Annotated in this window: 15 protein-coding genes; 9 read left to right on the top strand and 6 right to left on the bottom strand. The window is 62.3% G+C overall.

Going from position 1 to position 15,825, the window contains the following annotated elements:
- Nucleotides 1–33: 33 nt before the first annotated feature.
- The 3 genes from BLJAPNOD_RS18610 to BLJAPNOD_RS18620 all read right to left on the bottom strand — a co-directional run bounded on the left by BLJAPNOD_RS18610 (nucleotide 34) and on the right by BLJAPNOD_RS18620 (nucleotide 2,903).
- Nucleotides 34–1,830 (bottom strand): GGDEF domain-containing protein, encoded by a 1,797-nt coding sequence (locus tag BLJAPNOD_RS18610; RefSeq protein WP_115421360.1) that lies wholly within the window; start codon nucleotides 1,828–1,830, stop codon nucleotides 34–36.
- A gap of 200 nt (nucleotides 1,831–2,030) precedes the next feature.
- The gene (locus tag BLJAPNOD_RS18615) at nucleotides 2,031–2,468 is read right to left on the bottom strand and encodes a DUF3995 domain-containing protein (protein WP_158556138.1); all 438 of its coding nucleotides are present in this window, start codon (nucleotides 2,466–2,468) and stop codon (nucleotides 2,031–2,033) included.
- Nucleotides 2,469–2,501: 33 nt separating this feature from the next.
- Complete coding sequence (locus BLJAPNOD_RS18620) at nucleotides 2,502–2,903, bottom strand: hypothetical protein (protein WP_115420752.1); 402 nt, start codon at nucleotides 2,901–2,903, stop codon at nucleotides 2,502–2,504.
- Nucleotides 2,904–2,991: 88 nt separating this feature from the next.
- Between BLJAPNOD_RS18620 and BLJAPNOD_RS18625 the strand changes: the two genes are divergently transcribed.
- Nucleotides 2,992–3,570 (top strand): TetR/AcrR family transcriptional regulator, encoded by a 579-nt coding sequence (locus BLJAPNOD_RS18625; protein WP_158556139.1) that lies wholly within the window; start codon nucleotides 2,992–2,994, stop codon nucleotides 3,568–3,570.
- Here the strand turns inward: BLJAPNOD_RS18625 and BLJAPNOD_RS18630 are convergent.
- A complete protein-coding gene (locus BLJAPNOD_RS18630) occupies nucleotides 3,567–4,115 on the bottom strand; it encodes an HdeD family acid-resistance protein (RefSeq protein WP_077504124.1) in 549 nt (182 codons plus the stop codon). The genes BLJAPNOD_RS18625 and BLJAPNOD_RS18630 overlap by 4 nt on opposite strands.
- Nucleotides 4,116–4,260: 145 nt before the next feature.
- Here BLJAPNOD_RS18630 and betI point away from each other — a divergent pair, with 145 nt between their 5' ends.
- The 6 genes from betI to BLJAPNOD_RS18660 all read left to right on the top strand — a co-directional run bounded on the left by betI (nucleotide 4,261) and on the right by BLJAPNOD_RS18660 (nucleotide 11,632).
- Nucleotides 4,261–4,863: a transcriptional regulator BetI gene (betI, locus tag BLJAPNOD_RS18635; protein WP_115420754.1), complete on the top strand. Its 603-nt coding sequence runs from the start codon at nucleotides 4,261–4,263 to the stop codon at nucleotides 4,861–4,863.
- Nucleotides 4,860–6,395, top strand: coding sequence for a choline-sulfatase (betC, locus tag BLJAPNOD_RS18640; protein WP_115420755.1), 1,536 nt, complete (start codon nucleotides 4,860–4,862; stop codon nucleotides 6,393–6,395). The genes betI and betC overlap by 4 nt, the downstream gene beginning before the upstream one ends.
- A gap of 1 nt (nucleotide 6,396) precedes the next feature.
- Nucleotides 6,397–7,860: a betaine-aldehyde dehydrogenase gene (betB, locus tag BLJAPNOD_RS18645; protein WP_115420756.1), complete on the top strand. Its 1,464-nt coding sequence runs from the start codon at nucleotides 6,397–6,399 to the stop codon at nucleotides 7,858–7,860.
- Between the two features lie 204 nt (nucleotides 7,861–8,064).
- Nucleotides 8,065–9,714, top strand: coding sequence for a choline dehydrogenase (gene betA / locus BLJAPNOD_RS18650; RefSeq protein ID WP_115420757.1), 1,650 nt, complete (start codon nucleotides 8,065–8,067; stop codon nucleotides 9,712–9,714).
- 236 nt (nucleotides 9,715–9,950) lie between these two features.
- Nucleotides 9,951–10,847, top strand: a complete 897-nt coding sequence (locus BLJAPNOD_RS18655; protein WP_115421361.1) for a sigma-70 family RNA polymerase sigma factor — start codon at nucleotides 9,951–9,953, stop codon at nucleotides 10,845–10,847.
- 149 nt (nucleotides 10,848–10,996) lie between these two features.
- Entirely contained in the window at nucleotides 10,997–11,632 is a 636-nt protein-coding gene (locus BLJAPNOD_RS18660; RefSeq protein ID WP_077504129.1) for a flavodoxin family protein, read from the top strand.
- 8 nt (nucleotides 11,633–11,640) lie between these two features.
- Here BLJAPNOD_RS18660 and BLJAPNOD_RS18665 read toward each other — a convergent pair whose 3' ends face one another.
- Together BLJAPNOD_RS18665 and BLJAPNOD_RS18670 are read right to left on the bottom strand one after the other, a co-directional pair.
- Complete coding sequence (locus tag BLJAPNOD_RS18665) at nucleotides 11,641–12,120, bottom strand: DUF2214 domain-containing protein (RefSeq protein ID WP_115420758.1); 480 nt, start codon at nucleotides 12,118–12,120, stop codon at nucleotides 11,641–11,643.
- Entirely contained in the window at nucleotides 12,117–12,506 is a 390-nt protein-coding gene (locus BLJAPNOD_RS18670; RefSeq protein ID WP_115420759.1) for a DUF6152 family protein, read from the bottom strand. The genes BLJAPNOD_RS18665 and BLJAPNOD_RS18670 overlap by 4 nt, the downstream gene beginning before the upstream one ends.
- A gap of 395 nt (nucleotides 12,507–12,901) precedes the next feature.
- Here BLJAPNOD_RS18670 and BLJAPNOD_RS18675 point away from each other — a divergent pair, with 395 nt between their 5' ends.
- Both BLJAPNOD_RS18675 and BLJAPNOD_RS18680 read left to right on the top strand, forming a co-directional pair.
- Nucleotides 12,902–14,812 (top strand): methyl-accepting chemotaxis protein, encoded by a 1,911-nt coding sequence (locus BLJAPNOD_RS18675; RefSeq protein WP_115420760.1) that lies wholly within the window; start codon nucleotides 12,902–12,904, stop codon nucleotides 14,810–14,812.
- 247 nt (nucleotides 14,813–15,059) lie between these two features.
- Nucleotides 15,060–15,815 (top strand): phosphoadenylyl-sulfate reductase, encoded by a 756-nt coding sequence (locus tag BLJAPNOD_RS18680; RefSeq protein ID WP_115420761.1) that lies wholly within the window; start codon nucleotides 15,060–15,062, stop codon nucleotides 15,813–15,815.
- The last annotated feature ends 10 nt before the right edge of the window (nucleotides 15,816–15,825 follow it).

Below are 15,825 nucleotides of genomic sequence, written 5' to 3' on the forward strand. Positions count from 1 at the left end.
TGCAGACGGCAACGTGTTTGCCGATCCCGCTCGTTAGACGCCCAACGCCTCCAGCACCAGACCGCTGGTGCTGGCCTTGGCGCGGGACTTGATCTCGGCGATGCGGGCGCTGACGGCCTGACCGTCGGAGAAGACGAAGCCTTCCGGCAGCCCGAGAACGGCGATCGAACAGCGCATCAGCGGAAAATCCCTGGCCGTGCCATCGCGGCCATGGCCGCTGATCCGCCCCTCTGCCTGATGTTCAGGCAGATAGAGCTGACGGACGTCGGAGGCGAAATCGTCGAGCAGGCGGTGAAGCACGGCCTGCAGCTCATCGACGCTGCAGCCGCTGATGCCGACGAAGAAATCGTCGCCGCCGACATGACCGAGGAATTTTTCCTCTCCGATGAAGTGTCGCCGCAACAGGGCTGCGAAAAGCGTGATCGCCAGATCGCCCTTCTGGAAGCCATAGGTATCGTTGAACGGCTTGAAATTGTCGAAGTCGCAGTAACAGAAATAGCGCGGCTCGTCGCCGTCGAGGATGGCGTCCTGGACGTAATCGCGGATGGCGCGATTGCCGGGCAAACCGGTCAGCGGATTCTGCTCCTGCGCCGTCTTCAGCTGCTTCTCGTTGATGATCTTCAACAGCGACGATGCCGACAGGATGCCGGCATAGCGCATGTTTTCTGTCAGGATGACGCAATCGCTGCCGTCCATACCGGCGAAGATCTTCAGCATCTCATCGGCAGGCGTATCGAGGTCGGCGATCGGCGCCGGGCTTGCGTAATGCGAGATGCGGCGCTGGTAGAGCCGGTTCTTCAGGAGGTCGCGGCCGAAGGGATGATAGATCATCTCCTTGACGTGGTACTCGTGCAAAATGCCGCGGGGCTCGCCGTTGGCGTTCAGCACCGGAAAGAACGCCTGGCGTGGGTTCAGCCGGAAGAGATCGAACACGGATTCGAGTTCGTCGCTTTCGCGCACCGCCGGCAATTGTTCGATCTGCTTGCGGATGAGGATGCTGTCGAGCGTCGCCGATGACCGGTGACCGCCGCCGTTCAGGGCCAGGTGCGGATAGGCCGGCTGCAATTCACTCAAATGCGTCGTCGGCCGGGCGATGAAATAGCCCTGCACCAGATCGCAACCGAGATCGCGGCAGGTCTGGAACTCCGCCTCGGTCTCGACGCCCTCGGCAATCACCCGGGTGCCGAGCACGTGGGCGGTGTTGACGGTATGACGCACGAGGTGACGCTTGCGGGCATCGGCGTCGATACCGGAGATGAAATGCCGGTCAATCTTGACGTAATCGACGGGTTGATCGCAGAGCAGTTTCAAGCCGTTGAAACCGGCGCCGAAATCATCGATGGCGAGCTTGAAACCGGCAAGCCGGAGTTCGCGCACCAGCGCCGAAAAATCCGGCATCTTGCCGCTGTCGAAACGTTCTGACAGCTCGAAACACAGGGACGACGGCGCGATATTGGCACGCTTCAGGTGGTTGACGAGGCGCTCGACTATGGCGTTTTCGCCGCCGACGAGGCGGGAATCGAAATTCAGGAACAGCGTGCGGGTGGAAAACTCGGGCAGCGTCGCGAAGGCGGCGACCGCACGGCTGTTGACCATATGTTCGAGCGCCAGCAACTGGCCGGCTTCTTCGGCCTTGTCGAGCAATTCCAGCGGCGAGGCAAAGCCGAGCTTTTGAAATCCGCGCATCAGCGACTCGTAGCCGAAGACGGCACCGGTTGCCGCCTCGACGATCGGCTGGAAGGCGCTTTCGATCACAAGCTTTGCAAGCGTTACGATCTGGTCGTCGCCGAACCGGCGAAGCGAGAGAATTTCGGCGGGGGCGGCGGACATGCCGGGCTCCAGAAGATTGGGAACGGACGATCGGACGGCCGCAGGATGGCGGCCAACAGTCAACGAAGTCTTTCCCCAATATGAAGCTTTGATGAAAGCTATATGACAGCTTCGCCAGCGCTGATCATTGTCGAACTTTCTAATAAAATCAGTAGTTTCATCAGATATTACAAACTTGCGGAGAACGCGCTGCCGCGGGCTCAGGCAAAAGCGAGAACGAGGACATAGGCGGCACCGATGAGCAGACACAACGGCCCATAGAAACGCCGGTCGAGGGTGGCGAATGGCTCTTGCGGATGGCGGCTGCGGAAGATGGGAGTGAACGGCAGGATGCCGCGGGCAAAGAAGATGGTGGCAAGGGCCACCATTGCCATCCACACCAGCTTCGCCGGCAGGTTCCATGGCACACCGGAAACAAAGATCAACGGCAACAGGCCTGCGTTGAAGATCAGGATCGCGACCACTGCCGTCAATCCGGCTGGCGGCATGGTTTCCAGTCCGCGCGCGCCGACAACGGTTTTTGACAGCGACGTTTCATCGCGACCGGGCCAGAGGCCGCCCCATGCCCAATAGGCGTGAAGAGCTGAAATAACCGAAAGAACAAAGAAAATTGCCCAGGCGAGTGCCACAGATACCATAAGGTTCTCCATCTAAGGTTTTGGTCGCAGCGCTCAGGCAGCCAACTTGCTCAGCGTCAAGGGCGCCGACCGCAACCCCGCCAGTGCGAGAGCGGAGATCAACAGGAACACGACCCATTGCGGCGTCTGCCAGAGGGTACCGACATAGGCGAGCCCGTAGCCGATGAAGAGGCCGGCATAGGCAAGATATTGCGCGACGACGGCACCGGCGAGCGCCTGCCGATGACGGCGGCTGATCGATGCCCAGAGCAATGCGGCGCTGTTGACAGCAAGGACCGCCGATGTCGCATGCCAGAGCAACGACACATAGACCTTGAGCACCGGCGGCATATCGATCGCAAGCAACGGATCGTGCACATCAGGCCCGCCCGCCAGCACATGAATGCCTGTGGTCAGAAGGGAAAGTGCTGCTGCCGAAAGAAGCCAAAGGTTCATGATCTCATCTCCAAAAATCCACCATACGGCAGCGTATGTAGATGCGCCCATTGTGCGAGTCAATACGGTGGCGTATGGATGCAACATGATGACGAAAACACCTCTTTCGGGCGACGACTGGATCAAGGCGGCCTTTCGTGCGCTTTCGTCCGGCGGCGTGCAGGCCATCCGGGCCGAGGCGATCGCGCGCGACCTGAAGGTCAGCAAGGGCTCGTTCTATTGGCACTTCAGGGATGTGCCCGATCTCAAGGCGCAGATGCTGGAGCACTGGGCGGCCCAAGCCACCGATGCGATCATTGCGGATGTGGAAGACAGTGCTGGATCGGGACGCGATCAATTGAAGCTGCTTGTCGAGGCGGCAACGGGCGACCGCAATCTCGTCTATGGCGGCGTACAGGCTGAGGGCGCCATCCGCGAATGGGCGCGTTACGACAGCACTGCGGCGGCTGTACTCAAGGCCGTCGACCAGCGGCGGCTCGCCTATGTCGCCGAATTGTTTGCGCGATGCGGCTTTTCCGCCGCCTCTAGCCGAAGCGGCGCCAACATTCTCTATGCTGGACTGATCGGACTGGAGGCGCTCGCCTCAGGCGAGCTTGCCGACTTGCGGGCCGACATGCTCGCGCTGCTTTCAGCGCTTCTCGAGGGCGGCAGGAGTCAGGGAGCCTAACCCTTCGCCAAAACCCCGAAGGCGATCAGCGACAGGCCCTGCATCACCAGGTCGACCGCCAGGAACAGGCCGAGGATCCAGAGGCTGTTGACCGGCCAGCCGGCGGCAATGATCAGACCTGCTGCGAGCGTCACCAGGCCACCGAGTGCGACCCATCCCCAGCCCTGTATCGGACGCAGCTTGAAGCTGACCCAGATGCGGAAGCAACCGGCAACCACAAGCGCGATCGCCATCAGAAAGGTGAGAACGGACGAGGCCAGCACCGGATTGAGGAAGGCGAAGAGCCCGGCAATGGCGTAGCAGGCGCCGCTTAAGACCCAATAGAGTACGCTGTTCCAGCCCTTAACCTGGAAGGCATGGGCAAGATTGAACAGGCCGCCGACGAGCATGATCAGCCCGACGTAATAGACAGAAGCCACCGTCGCCATCAGCAGGTTGCCGAAGGCAAGACCGCCGCACATGATCAACAGCACGCCGAGCGCGACGAACCATCCCCATTTGCCGGCAACCGCCGCCTTGCCAGCCGGATCGAATGCATAGGTCATTTCAACCTCCAGTCCTTCGACTATCCAGAACGCTACCACGGGATTGAGCCGGATTTCTCTGCAAAAAGAAAGAGAAAACATCGCAGATTTTTATTGATTGATGAGTCAATCAAAAATAAACTGGCTATCGTCAAGGGAGAGACGGATGCCCAAGGTCGGAATGGAACCGGTGCGCCGCAAGGCGCTGGTGGACGCGGCGCTGCGTGTGATCGGCGACCAGGGTACGCTTGCCGTGACCATGTCCGACATCGCCCGTCGCGCCGGTGTCTCCCCTGCCCTTGCCCATCACTATTTCGGCAGCAAGGAACAATTGCTGATCGAAACCGTGCGCAGTCTTCTAAGGCAGCTGCGCGACGATACGGTGACGGCGTTGAATGCGGCAACGACGCCGCGCGAAAAGCTGAGCGCACTGATCCGGGTTTCGTTCCAGGCGAACCAGTTTGCCCCCGACACCATCGCCGCGTGGCTTGCCTTCTACTCGGAGGCGCAGCGATCGGAAGACGTGCGCCATTTCCTCGTCGTCTATGCCCGCCGGTTACGCTCCAACCTGATGGCAAGCCTCAAGTCGCTTTGTCCCGTCGATGACGCGGAACGCATCGCGGAAGGCGCAGCTGCGATGATCGACGGGCTTTACATCCGCCAGAGTCTGCGCTCCGCGCCGATCGGCATCGAAGCCTCGATCGCGCTGACGGAAGACTACGTCACCTCGCATCTCGACCAGCTCCACCGCCAAGGACGGGCCCCATGACCGCCAGACCGAATATCCTGATCATCATGGTCGATCAGCTGAACGGAAAATTCTTTCCCGACGGCCCGGCGGAATTCCTGCATGCGCCACACCTGAAAGCCCTTGCCGCCCGCTCTGCCCGCTTCCGCAACAACTATACCTCGTCGCCGCTCTGCGCCCCGGCCCGCGCCTCATTCATGGCGGGGCAATTGCCGAGCCGGACCCGTGTCTACGACAACGCCGCCGAATACCAGTCGTCGATCCCGACCTATGCGCATCATCTGCGCCGCGCCGGCTATTACACCGCGCTCTCTGGCAAGATGCATTTCGTCGGACCGGACCAGTTGCACGGTTTCGAGGAGCGGCTGACGACCGACATCTACCCGGCCGATTTCGGCTGGACGCCGGATTATCGCAAGCCGGGCGAACGCATCGACTGGTGGTACCACAATCTCGGCTCCGTCACCGGCGCCGGCACCGCCGAGATCACCAACCAGATGGAGTATGACGACGAGGTCGCCTTCCTCGCCAACCAGAAGCTCTACCAGCTGTCGCGCGAAAACGACGACGCCGACCGTCGCCCCTGGTGCCTGACCGTCTCCTTCACGCATCCTCACGACCCCTATGTCGCCCGCAAAAAATTCTGGGATCTCTACGAGGATTGCGCGCATCTTCTGCCCGAGGTCGGGATGCTGGCGGAGGATCAACAGGATCCGCATTCCAAACGCATCATGCATTCCTGCGACTACGGCAATTTCGACCTGACCGAGGACAATATCCGCCGCTCACGGCGCGCCTATTTCGCCAATATTTCCTATCTTGACGAGAAGGTCGGCGAACTCGTCGATACGCTGACGCGCACCCGGATGCTCGACAACACGCTGATCCTGTTCTGCTCGGACCATGGAGACATGCTCGGCGAACGTGGCCTGTGGTTCAAGATGAATTTCTTCGAGGGCTCGGCCCGTGTGCCGCTGATGGTGGCGGGCCCCGGTGTTACGCCCGGGCTGCACCTCGCTCCGACATCGAACCTCGACGTGACGCCGACGCTTTGCGATCTTGCCGGCATCTCGATGGATGAAGTGAAGCCCTGGACCGATGGTATCAGCCTGGTGCCCTCCATCAACGGCGAGGAACGCACCGAGCCGGTGCTGATGGAGTACGCGGCGGAAGGCTCCTACGCACCGCTGGTCGCCATTCGCGAGGGCAAATGGAAATACATCCACTGCGCACTCGACCCCGATCAGCTCTATGATCTCGAAGCCGATCCGCTGGAGCTGAAGAACCTCGCGGCCAACCCGGAAACGCCGGTGCAGGCGGCAACGCTGCAGGCGTTCCAGGAAATGCGCGCCGCCCACTGGGACATGCAGGCCTTCGATGCCTCCGTGCGCGAAAGCCAGGCCCGGCGCTGGGTGGTCTACGAGGCGCTGAGGAACGGCGCCTACTATCCGTGGGATCACCAGCCGTTGCAAAAAGCATCCGAGCGCTACATGCGCAACCACATGAACCTCGACAATATCGAGGAATCCAAACGCTATCCGCGGGGAGAATGACATGAGAGCCCAACCGCAAGCCTCGCACTTCATCGATGGCGAGTATATCGAGGATGTCGCCGGCACCGTCATCGAGAGCATCTATCCCGCAACCGGCGAGGTGATCGCCCGGCTGCACGCGGCCACGCCCGCCATCGTCGAAAAGGCGATAGCCGCTGCCAAGCGCGCCCAGCCGGAATGGGCGGCCATGAGCCCGACGGCGCGCGGCCGCATCTTGAAGCGCGCCGCCGAGATCATGCGCGCGCGCAACCGCGAGCTTTCCGAGCTCGAGACGCTCGACACCGGCAAGCCGATCCAGGAGACGATCGTCGCCGATCCGACGTCGGGCGCCGATAGTTTCGAGTTCTTCGGCGGCGTCATCGCCACAGCGCTCAACGGCGACTACATCCCGCTCGGCGGCGACTTCGCGTATACCAAGCGCGTGCCCTTGGGCGTCTGCGTCGGTATCGGTGCCTGGAACTACCCGCAGCAGATCGCCTGCTGGAAGGGCGCGCCGGCGCTTGCCGCCGGCAACGCCATGGTCTTCAAGCCTTCGGAAAACACCCCGCTCGGCGCTCTCAAGATCGCCGAGATTCTGATCGAGGCCGGCCTGCCGAAGGGCCTTTACAACGTCATCCAGGGCGATCGCACAACCGGGCCACTGCTGGTCAACCATCCTGACGTCGCCAAGGTGTCGCTGACCGGATCGGTGCCGACGGGCAAGAAAGTGGCGGGGGCAGCCGCGGCCGAACTCAAACACGTGACGATGGAGCTCGGCGGCAAGTCGCCGCTGATCGTCTTCGAGGATGCCGACCTCGAAAGCGCCATCGGCGGCGCCATGCTCGGCAACTTCTATTCGACCGGCCAAGTCTGCTCCAACGGCACCCGCGTCTTCGTGCAGAGGCGTATCAAGGACGCGTTCCTCGATCGCCTGAAGGCCCGCACCGAAGCAATCATCATCGGCGACCCGATGGATGAGGCGACCCAGCTTGGACCGATGGTTTCGGGGGCGCAACGCGACAAGGTCTTTTCCTACATCGAAAAGGGCAAAGCCGAGGGTGCACGTCTCGTGACCGGCGGCGGCATTCCGAACGCGGTCAGCGCTGAAGGCACCTATATCCAGCCGACCGTCTTTGCCGACGTCACCGACGACATGACGATCGCGCGCGAAGAAATCTTCGGCCCCGTGATGTGCGTTCTCGATTTCGACGACGAAGCCGAGGTCGTTGTGCGCGCCAACGCGACCGAATTCGGCCTGTCGGCCGGCGTCTTCACCGCCGACATCACCCGCGCTCACCGGGTGGTCGACCAGCTCGAAGCCGGCACGCTGTGGATCAACACCTACAATCTCTGCCCGGTCGAGATCCCCTTCGGCGGTTCCAAGCAATCCGGCTTCGGGCGCGAGAACTCCGTGGCCGCGCTCAATCATTATAGCGAGTTGAAGACCGTCTATGTCGGTATGAGCCCGGTGCAGGCGCCGTACTGAGAAATCAACTGCCCCTCACCCTAGCCCTCTCCCCGCTCGCGGGGAGAGGGGATGTGGCACGCCATAAGGCCTCGTAACGGATTAGGCTTCAGGGAGGCGCCGAAGGGATCGAGCCCGCGCCACATTTGCCTTCGCCCCGCTCAAGCGGGGAGAAGGTGGCGGCAGCCAGATGAGGGGCATCCAGGGACAAGAAAGAGCACGATCATGCAGGCAGATTACATCATCATCGGCTCCGGCTCGGCCGGTTCGGCGCTCGCCTACCGCCTGTCGGAGGACGGCAAGCATTCGGTGCTCGTGCTCGAATATGGCGGCTCCGATATCGGGCCGTTCATCCAGATGCCGGCAGCGCTCGCCTGGCCGATGAGCATGGAGCGCTACAACTGGGGCTATCACTCCGAGCCCGAGCCGAACCTCAGTAACCGGCGCATCACCGCGCCACGCGGCAAGGTCATCGGCGGCTCGTCCTCGATCAACGGCCTCGTCTACGTGCGCGGCCATGCCGAGGATTTCAACCGCTGGGAAGATCTGGGCGCACGCGGCTGGGCCTATGCCGACGTGCTTCCCTACTTCAAGCGCATGGAGCATTCGCACGGCGGCGAGCCCGGCTGGCGCGGCACCGATGGGCCGCTGCACGTCAAGCGTGGGCCGGTGAAGAACCCGCTGTTCCACGCCTTCATCGAGGCCGGCAAGCAGGCGGGCTTCGAGCTTACCGACGACTACAACGGCTCCAAGCAGGAAGGCTTCGGCCTGATGGAGCAGACCGTCTGGCAGGGTCGCCGCTGGTCGGCCGCCAACGCCTATCTCCGGCCTGCGATGAAGCGGCCAAACGTTTCGCTGCTGCGCTGCTTTGCCCGCAAGGTGGTGATCGAGAACGGCCGGGCGACCGGCGTCGAGATCGAGCGCGGCGGCAAGATCGAGATCGTCAAGGCGAACCGCGAGGTGATCGTCTCGGCCTCCTCTTTCAACTCGCCGAAGCTCTTGATGCTGTCGGGCATCGGCCCGGCGCAGCACCTGAAGGAGATGGGCATCGAGGTCAAGGTCGACCGCCCCGGCGTCGGCGCCAACCTTCAGGACCATATGGAGTTTTATTTCCAACAGGTGTCGACCAAGCCCGTCTCGCTCTATTCCTGGCTGCCGTGGTTCTGGCAGGGTGTCGCGGGCGCGCAATGGCTGCTGTCGAAGGGCGGGCTCGGCGCTTCCAACCAGTTCGAGGCCTGCGCCTTCCTGCGCTCGGCGCCGGGCGTCAGGCAGCCCGACATCCAGTACCACTTCCTGCCGGTCGCCATCAGCTACGACGGCAAGGCTGCGGCCAAGAGCCATGGCTTCCAGGTGCATGTCGGCTACAACCTGTCGAAGTCACGCGGCAACGTCACCCTGCGGTCCTCCGATCCGATGGCCGACCCGGTCATCCGCTTCAACTATATGAGCCATCCGGAGGACTGGGAGAAGTTCCGCCACTGCGTGCGCCTCACCCGCGAGATCTTCGGCCAGCAGGCCTTCGACCAGTATCGCGGGCCGGAAATCCAGCCGGGCGAGAAGGTGCAGACCGACGACGAGATCGACGCCTTCCTGCGCGAACATCTGGAGAGCGCCTACCACCCCAGCGGCACCTGCCGGATGGGCGCCAAGGACGATCCGATGGCGGTGGTCGACCCGGAGACGCGCGTCATCGGCGTCGATGGTCTGCGCGTCGCTGACAGCTCCATCTTCCCGCACGTGACCTACGGCAACCTCAACAGCCCCTCGATCATGACTGGCGAGAAAGCCGCCGACCACATCCTCGGCAAGCAGCCGCTTGCCCGGTCCAACCAGGAGCCGTGGATCAACCCGCGCTGGGCGGTGAGCGACAGGTAGGATCGCCTGCGCCACGAGGCACGTTTTCCCCGGCATTCGACTGCCGCAACGTCTGCGGCATGTCACATTCATTGACGCTATCTCGTCCTGTCTTCTCAAGTGCCCGAGATGAAGGAGACGAACATGACAGCGAAGCTCGATCCGCTTGTCGCAACCGCTGCGGCAATGCCATCATGGCTCCGCATGCGCGCTGGCCATTGCTTGACCGCCTGCACCGCACGGCAGTGGGGGATGTGATGACCGAGATGACCGACGAAGACATCAAAACGAGCTTCGACCCGCTGCGTCCGCGACTGATCCGCATTGCCTATCGGATGCTGGGCTCGGTCAGCGAGGCCGAGGATATCGTGCAGGAGGCATTCCTGCGCTGGCTCGATGCCGACCGCGTGACCGTCAAGGAACCATCGGCGTTTCTGCGCCGGATCGTGACACGCCTTTGCCTCGATCAGTTGAAATCGGCACGGTGCCGGCGCGAAACCTATCTCGGGCCTTGGCTGCCGGAACCGATCGTCGAGGAGAGCGACGATCTCGACGACATCACCCTGCCGCTGATGATGGCGCTGGAACGCCTGTCGCCGCTCGAACGGGCAGCCTTCCTGCTGCACGATGTCTTCGGCGTCAGCTTCGATGAAATTGGCGAGACGATCGGCCGCAAGCCGGCGGCCTGCCGCCAGCTCGCCAGCCGCGCCCGCGTCAATATCCGCAATGCCCGCCGCCGCTTTGCGATGCCACGGGAACAGGGCCTGGAAATCGCCTCCGCCTTCTTCGCGGCGTCGCGTGGCGGCGACATGCAGCAGCTTCGTTCGCTGCTTGCGACCGAGGCGATCGTCTATGCCGATGGCGGCGGCAAGACGGTGGCACCAAGACGGCCGATCGTCGGCCTCGACAAGGTGATGAAGCTACACGCCTCGCTGGCGCTGATCTTTGCCCAGACGATGTCGCGGCTGGTGCGTTACGATTTCATCAATGGGCTGCCCGGTTTCATCACCATCGAAGATGGAGAGATCCTGCAGACCACTGCCCTTGAGATCGAGCAGGATCGGATCACCGCCATCTACGTCACCCGCAATCCGGAGAAGCTCAAACATCTCCCGGAAACGCTGCGACATTTCAGTGGCCCTGCCGTTCACTGAACGGCAGGTGACCGCGCCCTAAAAATCGTTGGAGCCGACAGCTCCGTCAACCGACCCTGACCAACGCTTCAGCAAACCTGGCACGCGCCGACGGCGCGCGCCTTCGCTCGCGCGACAAATCCACCACCAAAACCAAAGGAGACCGAACCATGAGCAACATATGCATCGCCGTCATCTACCACAGCGGCTACGGACACACGGCACGGCAGGCTGACGCTGTCAAAACCGGTATCGAGCGGGTCGACGGCGCGTCGTGCCTGCTCTTGACCGTTGAAGACACACCGGCGCGCTGGAGCGATCTGCTCTCGGCCGAGGCGATCATCTTCGGCACGCCAACCTATGTCGGAGGCCCGTCGGCCGCGTTCAAGTCTTTTCAGGAAGCGAGTTCCAACGCTGTAATGGCCAAAGGCTATCTCTGGAAAGACAAGATCGCCGCTGGCTTCACCAATTCGGGAACCGCTTCCGGCGACAAGCTCGCGACGCTGATGCAGCTCGCACTCTTTGCTGCCCAGCACGGCATGCACTGGATCAACCTCGATCTGCCGCCGGCCAACCACTCGACCACCGGATCAGCTGATGATCTCAACCGGCTGGGCTTTTGGCTGGGCGCCGGCGCCCAGTCGAACGTCGACCAGGGGGCCGATCTCGCGCCGCCGCCATCCGATCTCGCCACAGCACGGCATCTCGGCCAACGCGTCGCCGAGGCCACGTTGCAGTTCGTGCGTGGCAGAACGGTCGAGCGGGAGCCGGTCGTCCCCGCGTGGAGAACGGCAAACGAGCGATAGGATCGGCGTCAGAGAAAACCGATCCAGCGCCCAGCAAGAAGTGCTGCCGGCCACACCGTCAGCGAGACGGCTGCGGATACGCGAAGACGCCATGAGACCGGGTCGCCATTTACGGCGGCCCGCCAGGCACCGCCCAGATGCAAACTCATTGCATTGACGGCGCCAACCCCGAGCAGACCGATCTTTGCGAGGAAGGCAGCATTCGTGGCATAGGCCAACGGTCGCACGCTGAAGAGACAGAAGCCGGTCACAACCGCAAAGACCAGACCGACCGCGGCAGCGCGCGAAAGAAACGGTCCAAGCACGTCCAGCGACGTGTTGCCGAAGAAGCCAAGCAGCCGCAGATCGAGCGGCACGATAGCGCCGACCAGAAGCGCGATAGCCAGGATATGCGCCGCATTGATGAAGAGATAGAGGATCGCGGATCGACGCATCGCCGATGCCAGCGGCCAGGCCGCGATCGCTTCAAGCAGCTCGGCCGCGCTCATCCACCGGTCCGGATGCGTTCCGGATAGATATCGAAGGTTTTTCCGGCAACGCTGACGCGGACCGCCTTCAGGCGCTTCTCGCTCGGGTCGAGCGAGCGATTGCCGAGGACAACGATCTGATCACCGACCTTGGCGACACCTTCGACAAAGCCGGACCGTTCCGTCTGCCTGGGATTACCCAACTCGACGCGCCAGAGACCATCCTTTTCGGTTTCGACGTGAAGCGTCGGATGTGGCGGTGCCATCGAGATTTCCCGGATCGTGCCCGACAGTTCGATCTGGTCGGCTTCGGCCCAGGACCAGCCGTGATGGGCATAGGCGCCGGTGACCAGGAGCATAGAAACCATGCTTCCGACAAAAACGCGGCGAGGAAAGAACGCGAACATCGACCACTCCTTCATTTGCCTTGGAGATCTGAAGATTGAACCCGAAGCGCCGGATGCGAAAGCATCTGTCGTTCAACAAATCTTGAGCGAGGCAGCGGCATTCTGCGGACGGACGGGGGGCCACGTCACCAATCGCGAACTAATGGTTGCATAAACGTTGCTCAGCAGCTTAAAATTTAGCCATTCTTAATCTCCGGTTGTTATGTCTATATCAGACGGAGTGAACGCTTGGCGGATGTGCCATGACGGCAATCGGCTGCAACGATTTTGCGTGCTCCATCGGACCATCGTCATCTCCCTTGCCAAGGCAAGAACGCCAACTGATGTCTAAGCGGCGCGTCCGCAGCCATCGGACGAGGACGAATTTGCCTTGCGGGCAACCGAAGAGCGTTTCCATGACAATCAAAGCACGCCTGCTTATTTGTTTGTCGCTGCTCGCCGTGGCCATGCTGGTCATGATCGTCACGGCATTCAATGCGATGACATCGATTTCCAAACGCACCGAATCCATCGTTGCCGATCGGTTGGTACCGGTCGACCAGTTGAAGACCGTGTCGGACATGTATGCCGTCGAGATCGTCGACACCACCCACAAGGTGCGCAGCGACGCCCTCGGCTGGGGCGCCGGCAAAGAAGCGATCACCGCGGCCCTCTCCACGATCGACACGCAATGGCGCGCCTACGAGGCGACCAAATTGACGCCTGAGGAAAAGAGGCTCGCGGAGAGCTTCGATAGTGCGCGGGCGGCCAGCGACGCTTCGATCCGCGCGCTCATGCAGATCCTCGATCGCCAGGACAAGGCGGAACTTGAGCGCTTCGTCGACAACAGGCTCTACCCCGCAGTCGATCCCCTCGCCGTGCCGATCAGCGAACTGATCAAGCTGCAGCTTTCCGAGGCAAACAATGAACTCAGGGCGGCGATCGACGAGAAGGATAACCTGACACTTTGGCAAACAGTCATAGCCGGCCTCGCACTGGCAACACTCGCAGCAACGGTGTGGTTCGTCATCTCCGGACTTTTCCAACCGCTTTCGAAGCTGCGCGAAGCGATGCGGCAGCTTGCCGCCGGCAACCTCAAGACGTTGATCTATGGCGAAGGGCGCCGGGATGAAATCGGCCAGATGGCAGGCGCCGTCGCCGTGTTCCGCGACAATGCGCTTGAACGCCAAAGACTGGAACAGGACGCGGAGGCAAACCGCTCGCTTTCGGAGCGCGAGCGCGAACAGCGCGAGGCGCAAAAGGCCAGGGAAACGGCAGAAGTGCAGGCGGCCGTCGAAGCGCTGGCCTTCGGGCTCGATCGCCTTGCCGAAGGCGACCTGACCTATCGTATCCGCACGGCGCTTGCCGAGCGGCTCGACGCGCTTCGCACCAACTTCAACAGTTCGGTCGGCAATCTGGAAGACGCCCTGCGCTCAGTCGGCGACAATGCCCGCAGCATCAATGCCGGCGCCAGCGAAATCCGCTCGGCGGCGGGCGACTTGTCGAAACGGACCGAACAGCAGGCAGCCTCCGTCGAGGAGACGGCCGCAGCGCTCGATCAGATCGCAACCACCGTGGCGGATGCAAGCCGGCGAGCCGAGGAGGCCGGAAGCCTGGTGACCAGAACCCGCGGCGCGGCCGAGAAATCCGGAGAAATCGTCGGCAACGCGATCACCGCCATGAGCGGCATCGAGGCATCCTCCCGCGAGATCTCCAGCATCATCGGCGTCATCGACGACATCGCCTTCCAGACCAACCTGCTGGCACTCAACGCCGGCGTCGAGGCGGCGCGTGCCGGCGAGGCCGGCAAGGGCTTTGCCGTCGTCGCCCAGGAAGTCCGAGAGCTTGCCCAACGCTCGGCCCAGGCCGCCAAGGAGATCAAGGCGCTGATCGCCACCTCCGGCGCCCAGGTCAAATCCGGCGTCAGCCTTGTCCGCGAGACCGGAACCGCGCTCGAAGGCATCATCGCCGAAGTGCAGGAGATCAGCGCCCATGTGACGGCCATCGTCGAAAGCGCCCGCGAGCAATCGGCCGGCATCCAGCAGATCAACACGGCGGTCAATTCGATCGAGGGCACGCAACAGAATGCAGCGATGGTGGAGCAGTCGACGGCCGCAAGCCATAGCCTCGCGCGCGAGGCCGGTGCGCTCAACGAGCTGCTGATGCGCTTCAAGACCGGCAATGGCCAGGCGCATCCGGTGCATCTCGTCGCAGCCGGATCCGCCGAGCAGGCGGCCTCTTCGCCAGCGCGCACGCTCAACCGTCGGCTTGCCGCCGCCTACCGCAGTCCTGCGGCCGAACAGGAAAAGGGCTGGGCAGAATTCTAGCCGGCGCGAATGCCAATCACCGATTGGAGCGCGGACCGCAAGGCCCGCGCTTTTTCATGTAATGGCCAGGCCAGCGACGCGAAAGGAAGTATAAAGTCTAGTAATTTACTAGCTTATCTTGCGTTTTTCACTGCTTTTCGATCTGAGAGGCAGATTTGCTCCAAACGTGCAGCATTAGAAACCGCTATTTCTGTCCCTCGCCGCGCCCGGCTGCGATATTCCGACTAAGTTGGAACAGGACGCAGCCATGACCACGTCACCCCTCGACGCCACCGCAAAAGCTTTGAACGAAGCGCTTGAAGGCCTGGACCTCGCAGGACGTCTCGCGCTCGTCGCCGACCTCGAAGGCCGCGCCGTCTTTACCACGTCGCTCGGCATCGAAGACCAGGTGATCACGGCTGCGATCGGCGAGAACAAGCTCACCGTCGACATCGCGACGCTGCAGACTGGCCGCCTCTTCAACGAGACGGTGGCGTTGATCGACAAGACGGAAGAGACCTACGGCATCCTTATCAAGCGGTTTCACCCGGAAAGCGCCGACGTTGACGCCTATGCCGCGCAGTATGGCGCCAATGGCTTTTACGACAGCGTCGAAGCCAGGCACGCCTGTTGTGACGTGCGCAAGCTGAAGCCGCTTGCGCGCGCACTCGAAGGCGCCAGCTACTGGGTGACGGGACTTCGCCGCGGCCAGTCCGGCAACCGGGCGGCGACGCCCTTTGCCGAAGCGGACAACGAACGCGGCCTGATCAAGATCAATCCGCTGGCCGACTGGGACATCGAAACTATCCGTGCTTACGTTACCGCGAATGGCGTTCCTGTGAACCCGCTGCATGCCCGCGGTTATCCCTCGATCGGCTGCGAACCCTGTACCCGCGCCATCAAGCCGGGCGAGCCCGAACGGGCCGGCCGGTGGTGGTGGGAAAACGACGAGAAGCGCGAATGCGGTCTTCACGTCCCCGAGGCAGCCACCTCTGCCATCCCGAATACGAGCAGCGCCGCCTGAGGGCAGGCGC

The organism is Ensifer sp. M14 (assembly GCF_003355565.1).
GTDB lineage: Bacteria > Pseudomonadota > Alphaproteobacteria > Rhizobiales > Rhizobiaceae > Ensifer.

What these genes read in the sequence shown, in the direction of transcription:
- betA (WP_115420757.1), top strand. Translation starts at nt 8,065, where the DNA reads ATGCAGGCAGATTACATCATCATCGGCTCCGGCTCGGCCGGTTCGGCG.
- BLJAPNOD_RS18675 (WP_115420760.1), top strand. Translation starts at nt 12,902, where the DNA reads ATGACAATCAAAGCACGCCTGCTTATTTGTTTGTCGCTGCTCGCCGTG.
- BLJAPNOD_RS18660 (WP_077504129.1), top strand. Translation starts at nt 10,997, where the DNA reads ATGAGCAACATATGCATCGCCGTCATCTACCACAGCGGCTACGGACAC.
- BLJAPNOD_RS18665 (WP_115420758.1), bottom strand. Translation starts at nt 12,120, where the DNA reads ATGAGCGCGGCCGAGCTGCTTGAAGCGATCGCGGCCTGGCCGCTGGCA.
- BLJAPNOD_RS18610 (WP_115421360.1), bottom strand. Translation starts at nt 1,830, where the DNA reads ATGTCCGCCGCCCCCGCCGAAATTCTCTCGCTTCGCCGGTTCGGCGAC.
- BLJAPNOD_RS18630 (WP_077504124.1), bottom strand. Translation starts at nt 4,115, where the DNA reads ATGACCTATGCATTCGATCCGGCTGGCAAGGCGGCGGTTGCCGGCAAA.
- BLJAPNOD_RS18615 (WP_158556138.1), bottom strand. Translation starts at nt 2,468, where the DNA reads ATGGTATCTGTGGCACTCGCCTGGGCAATTTTCTTTGTTCTTTCGGTT.
- betC (WP_115420755.1), top strand. Translation starts at nt 4,860, where the DNA reads ATGACCGCCAGACCGAATATCCTGATCATCATGGTCGATCAGCTGAAC.
- BLJAPNOD_RS18625 (WP_158556139.1), top strand. Translation starts at nt 2,992, where the DNA reads ATGACGAAAACACCTCTTTCGGGCGACGACTGGATCAAGGCGGCCTTT.
- BLJAPNOD_RS18620 (WP_115420752.1), bottom strand. Translation starts at nt 2,903, where the DNA reads ATGAACCTTTGGCTTCTTTCGGCAGCAGCACTTTCCCTTCTGACCACA.
- BLJAPNOD_RS18680 (WP_115420761.1), top strand. Translation starts at nt 15,060, where the DNA reads ATGACCACGTCACCCCTCGACGCCACCGCAAAAGCTTTGAACGAAGCG.
- BLJAPNOD_RS18670 (WP_115420759.1), bottom strand. Translation starts at nt 12,506, where the DNA reads ATGTTCGCGTTCTTTCCTCGCCGCGTTTTTGTCGGAAGCATGGTTTCT.
- betI (WP_115420754.1), top strand. Translation starts at nt 4,261, where the DNA reads ATGCCCAAGGTCGGAATGGAACCGGTGCGCCGCAAGGCGCTGGTGGAC.
- BLJAPNOD_RS18655 (WP_115421361.1), top strand. Translation starts at nt 9,951, where the DNA reads ATGACCGAGATGACCGACGAAGACATCAAAACGAGCTTCGACCCGCTG.
- betB (WP_115420756.1), top strand. Translation starts at nt 6,397, where the DNA reads ATGAGAGCCCAACCGCAAGCCTCGCACTTCATCGATGGCGAGTATATC.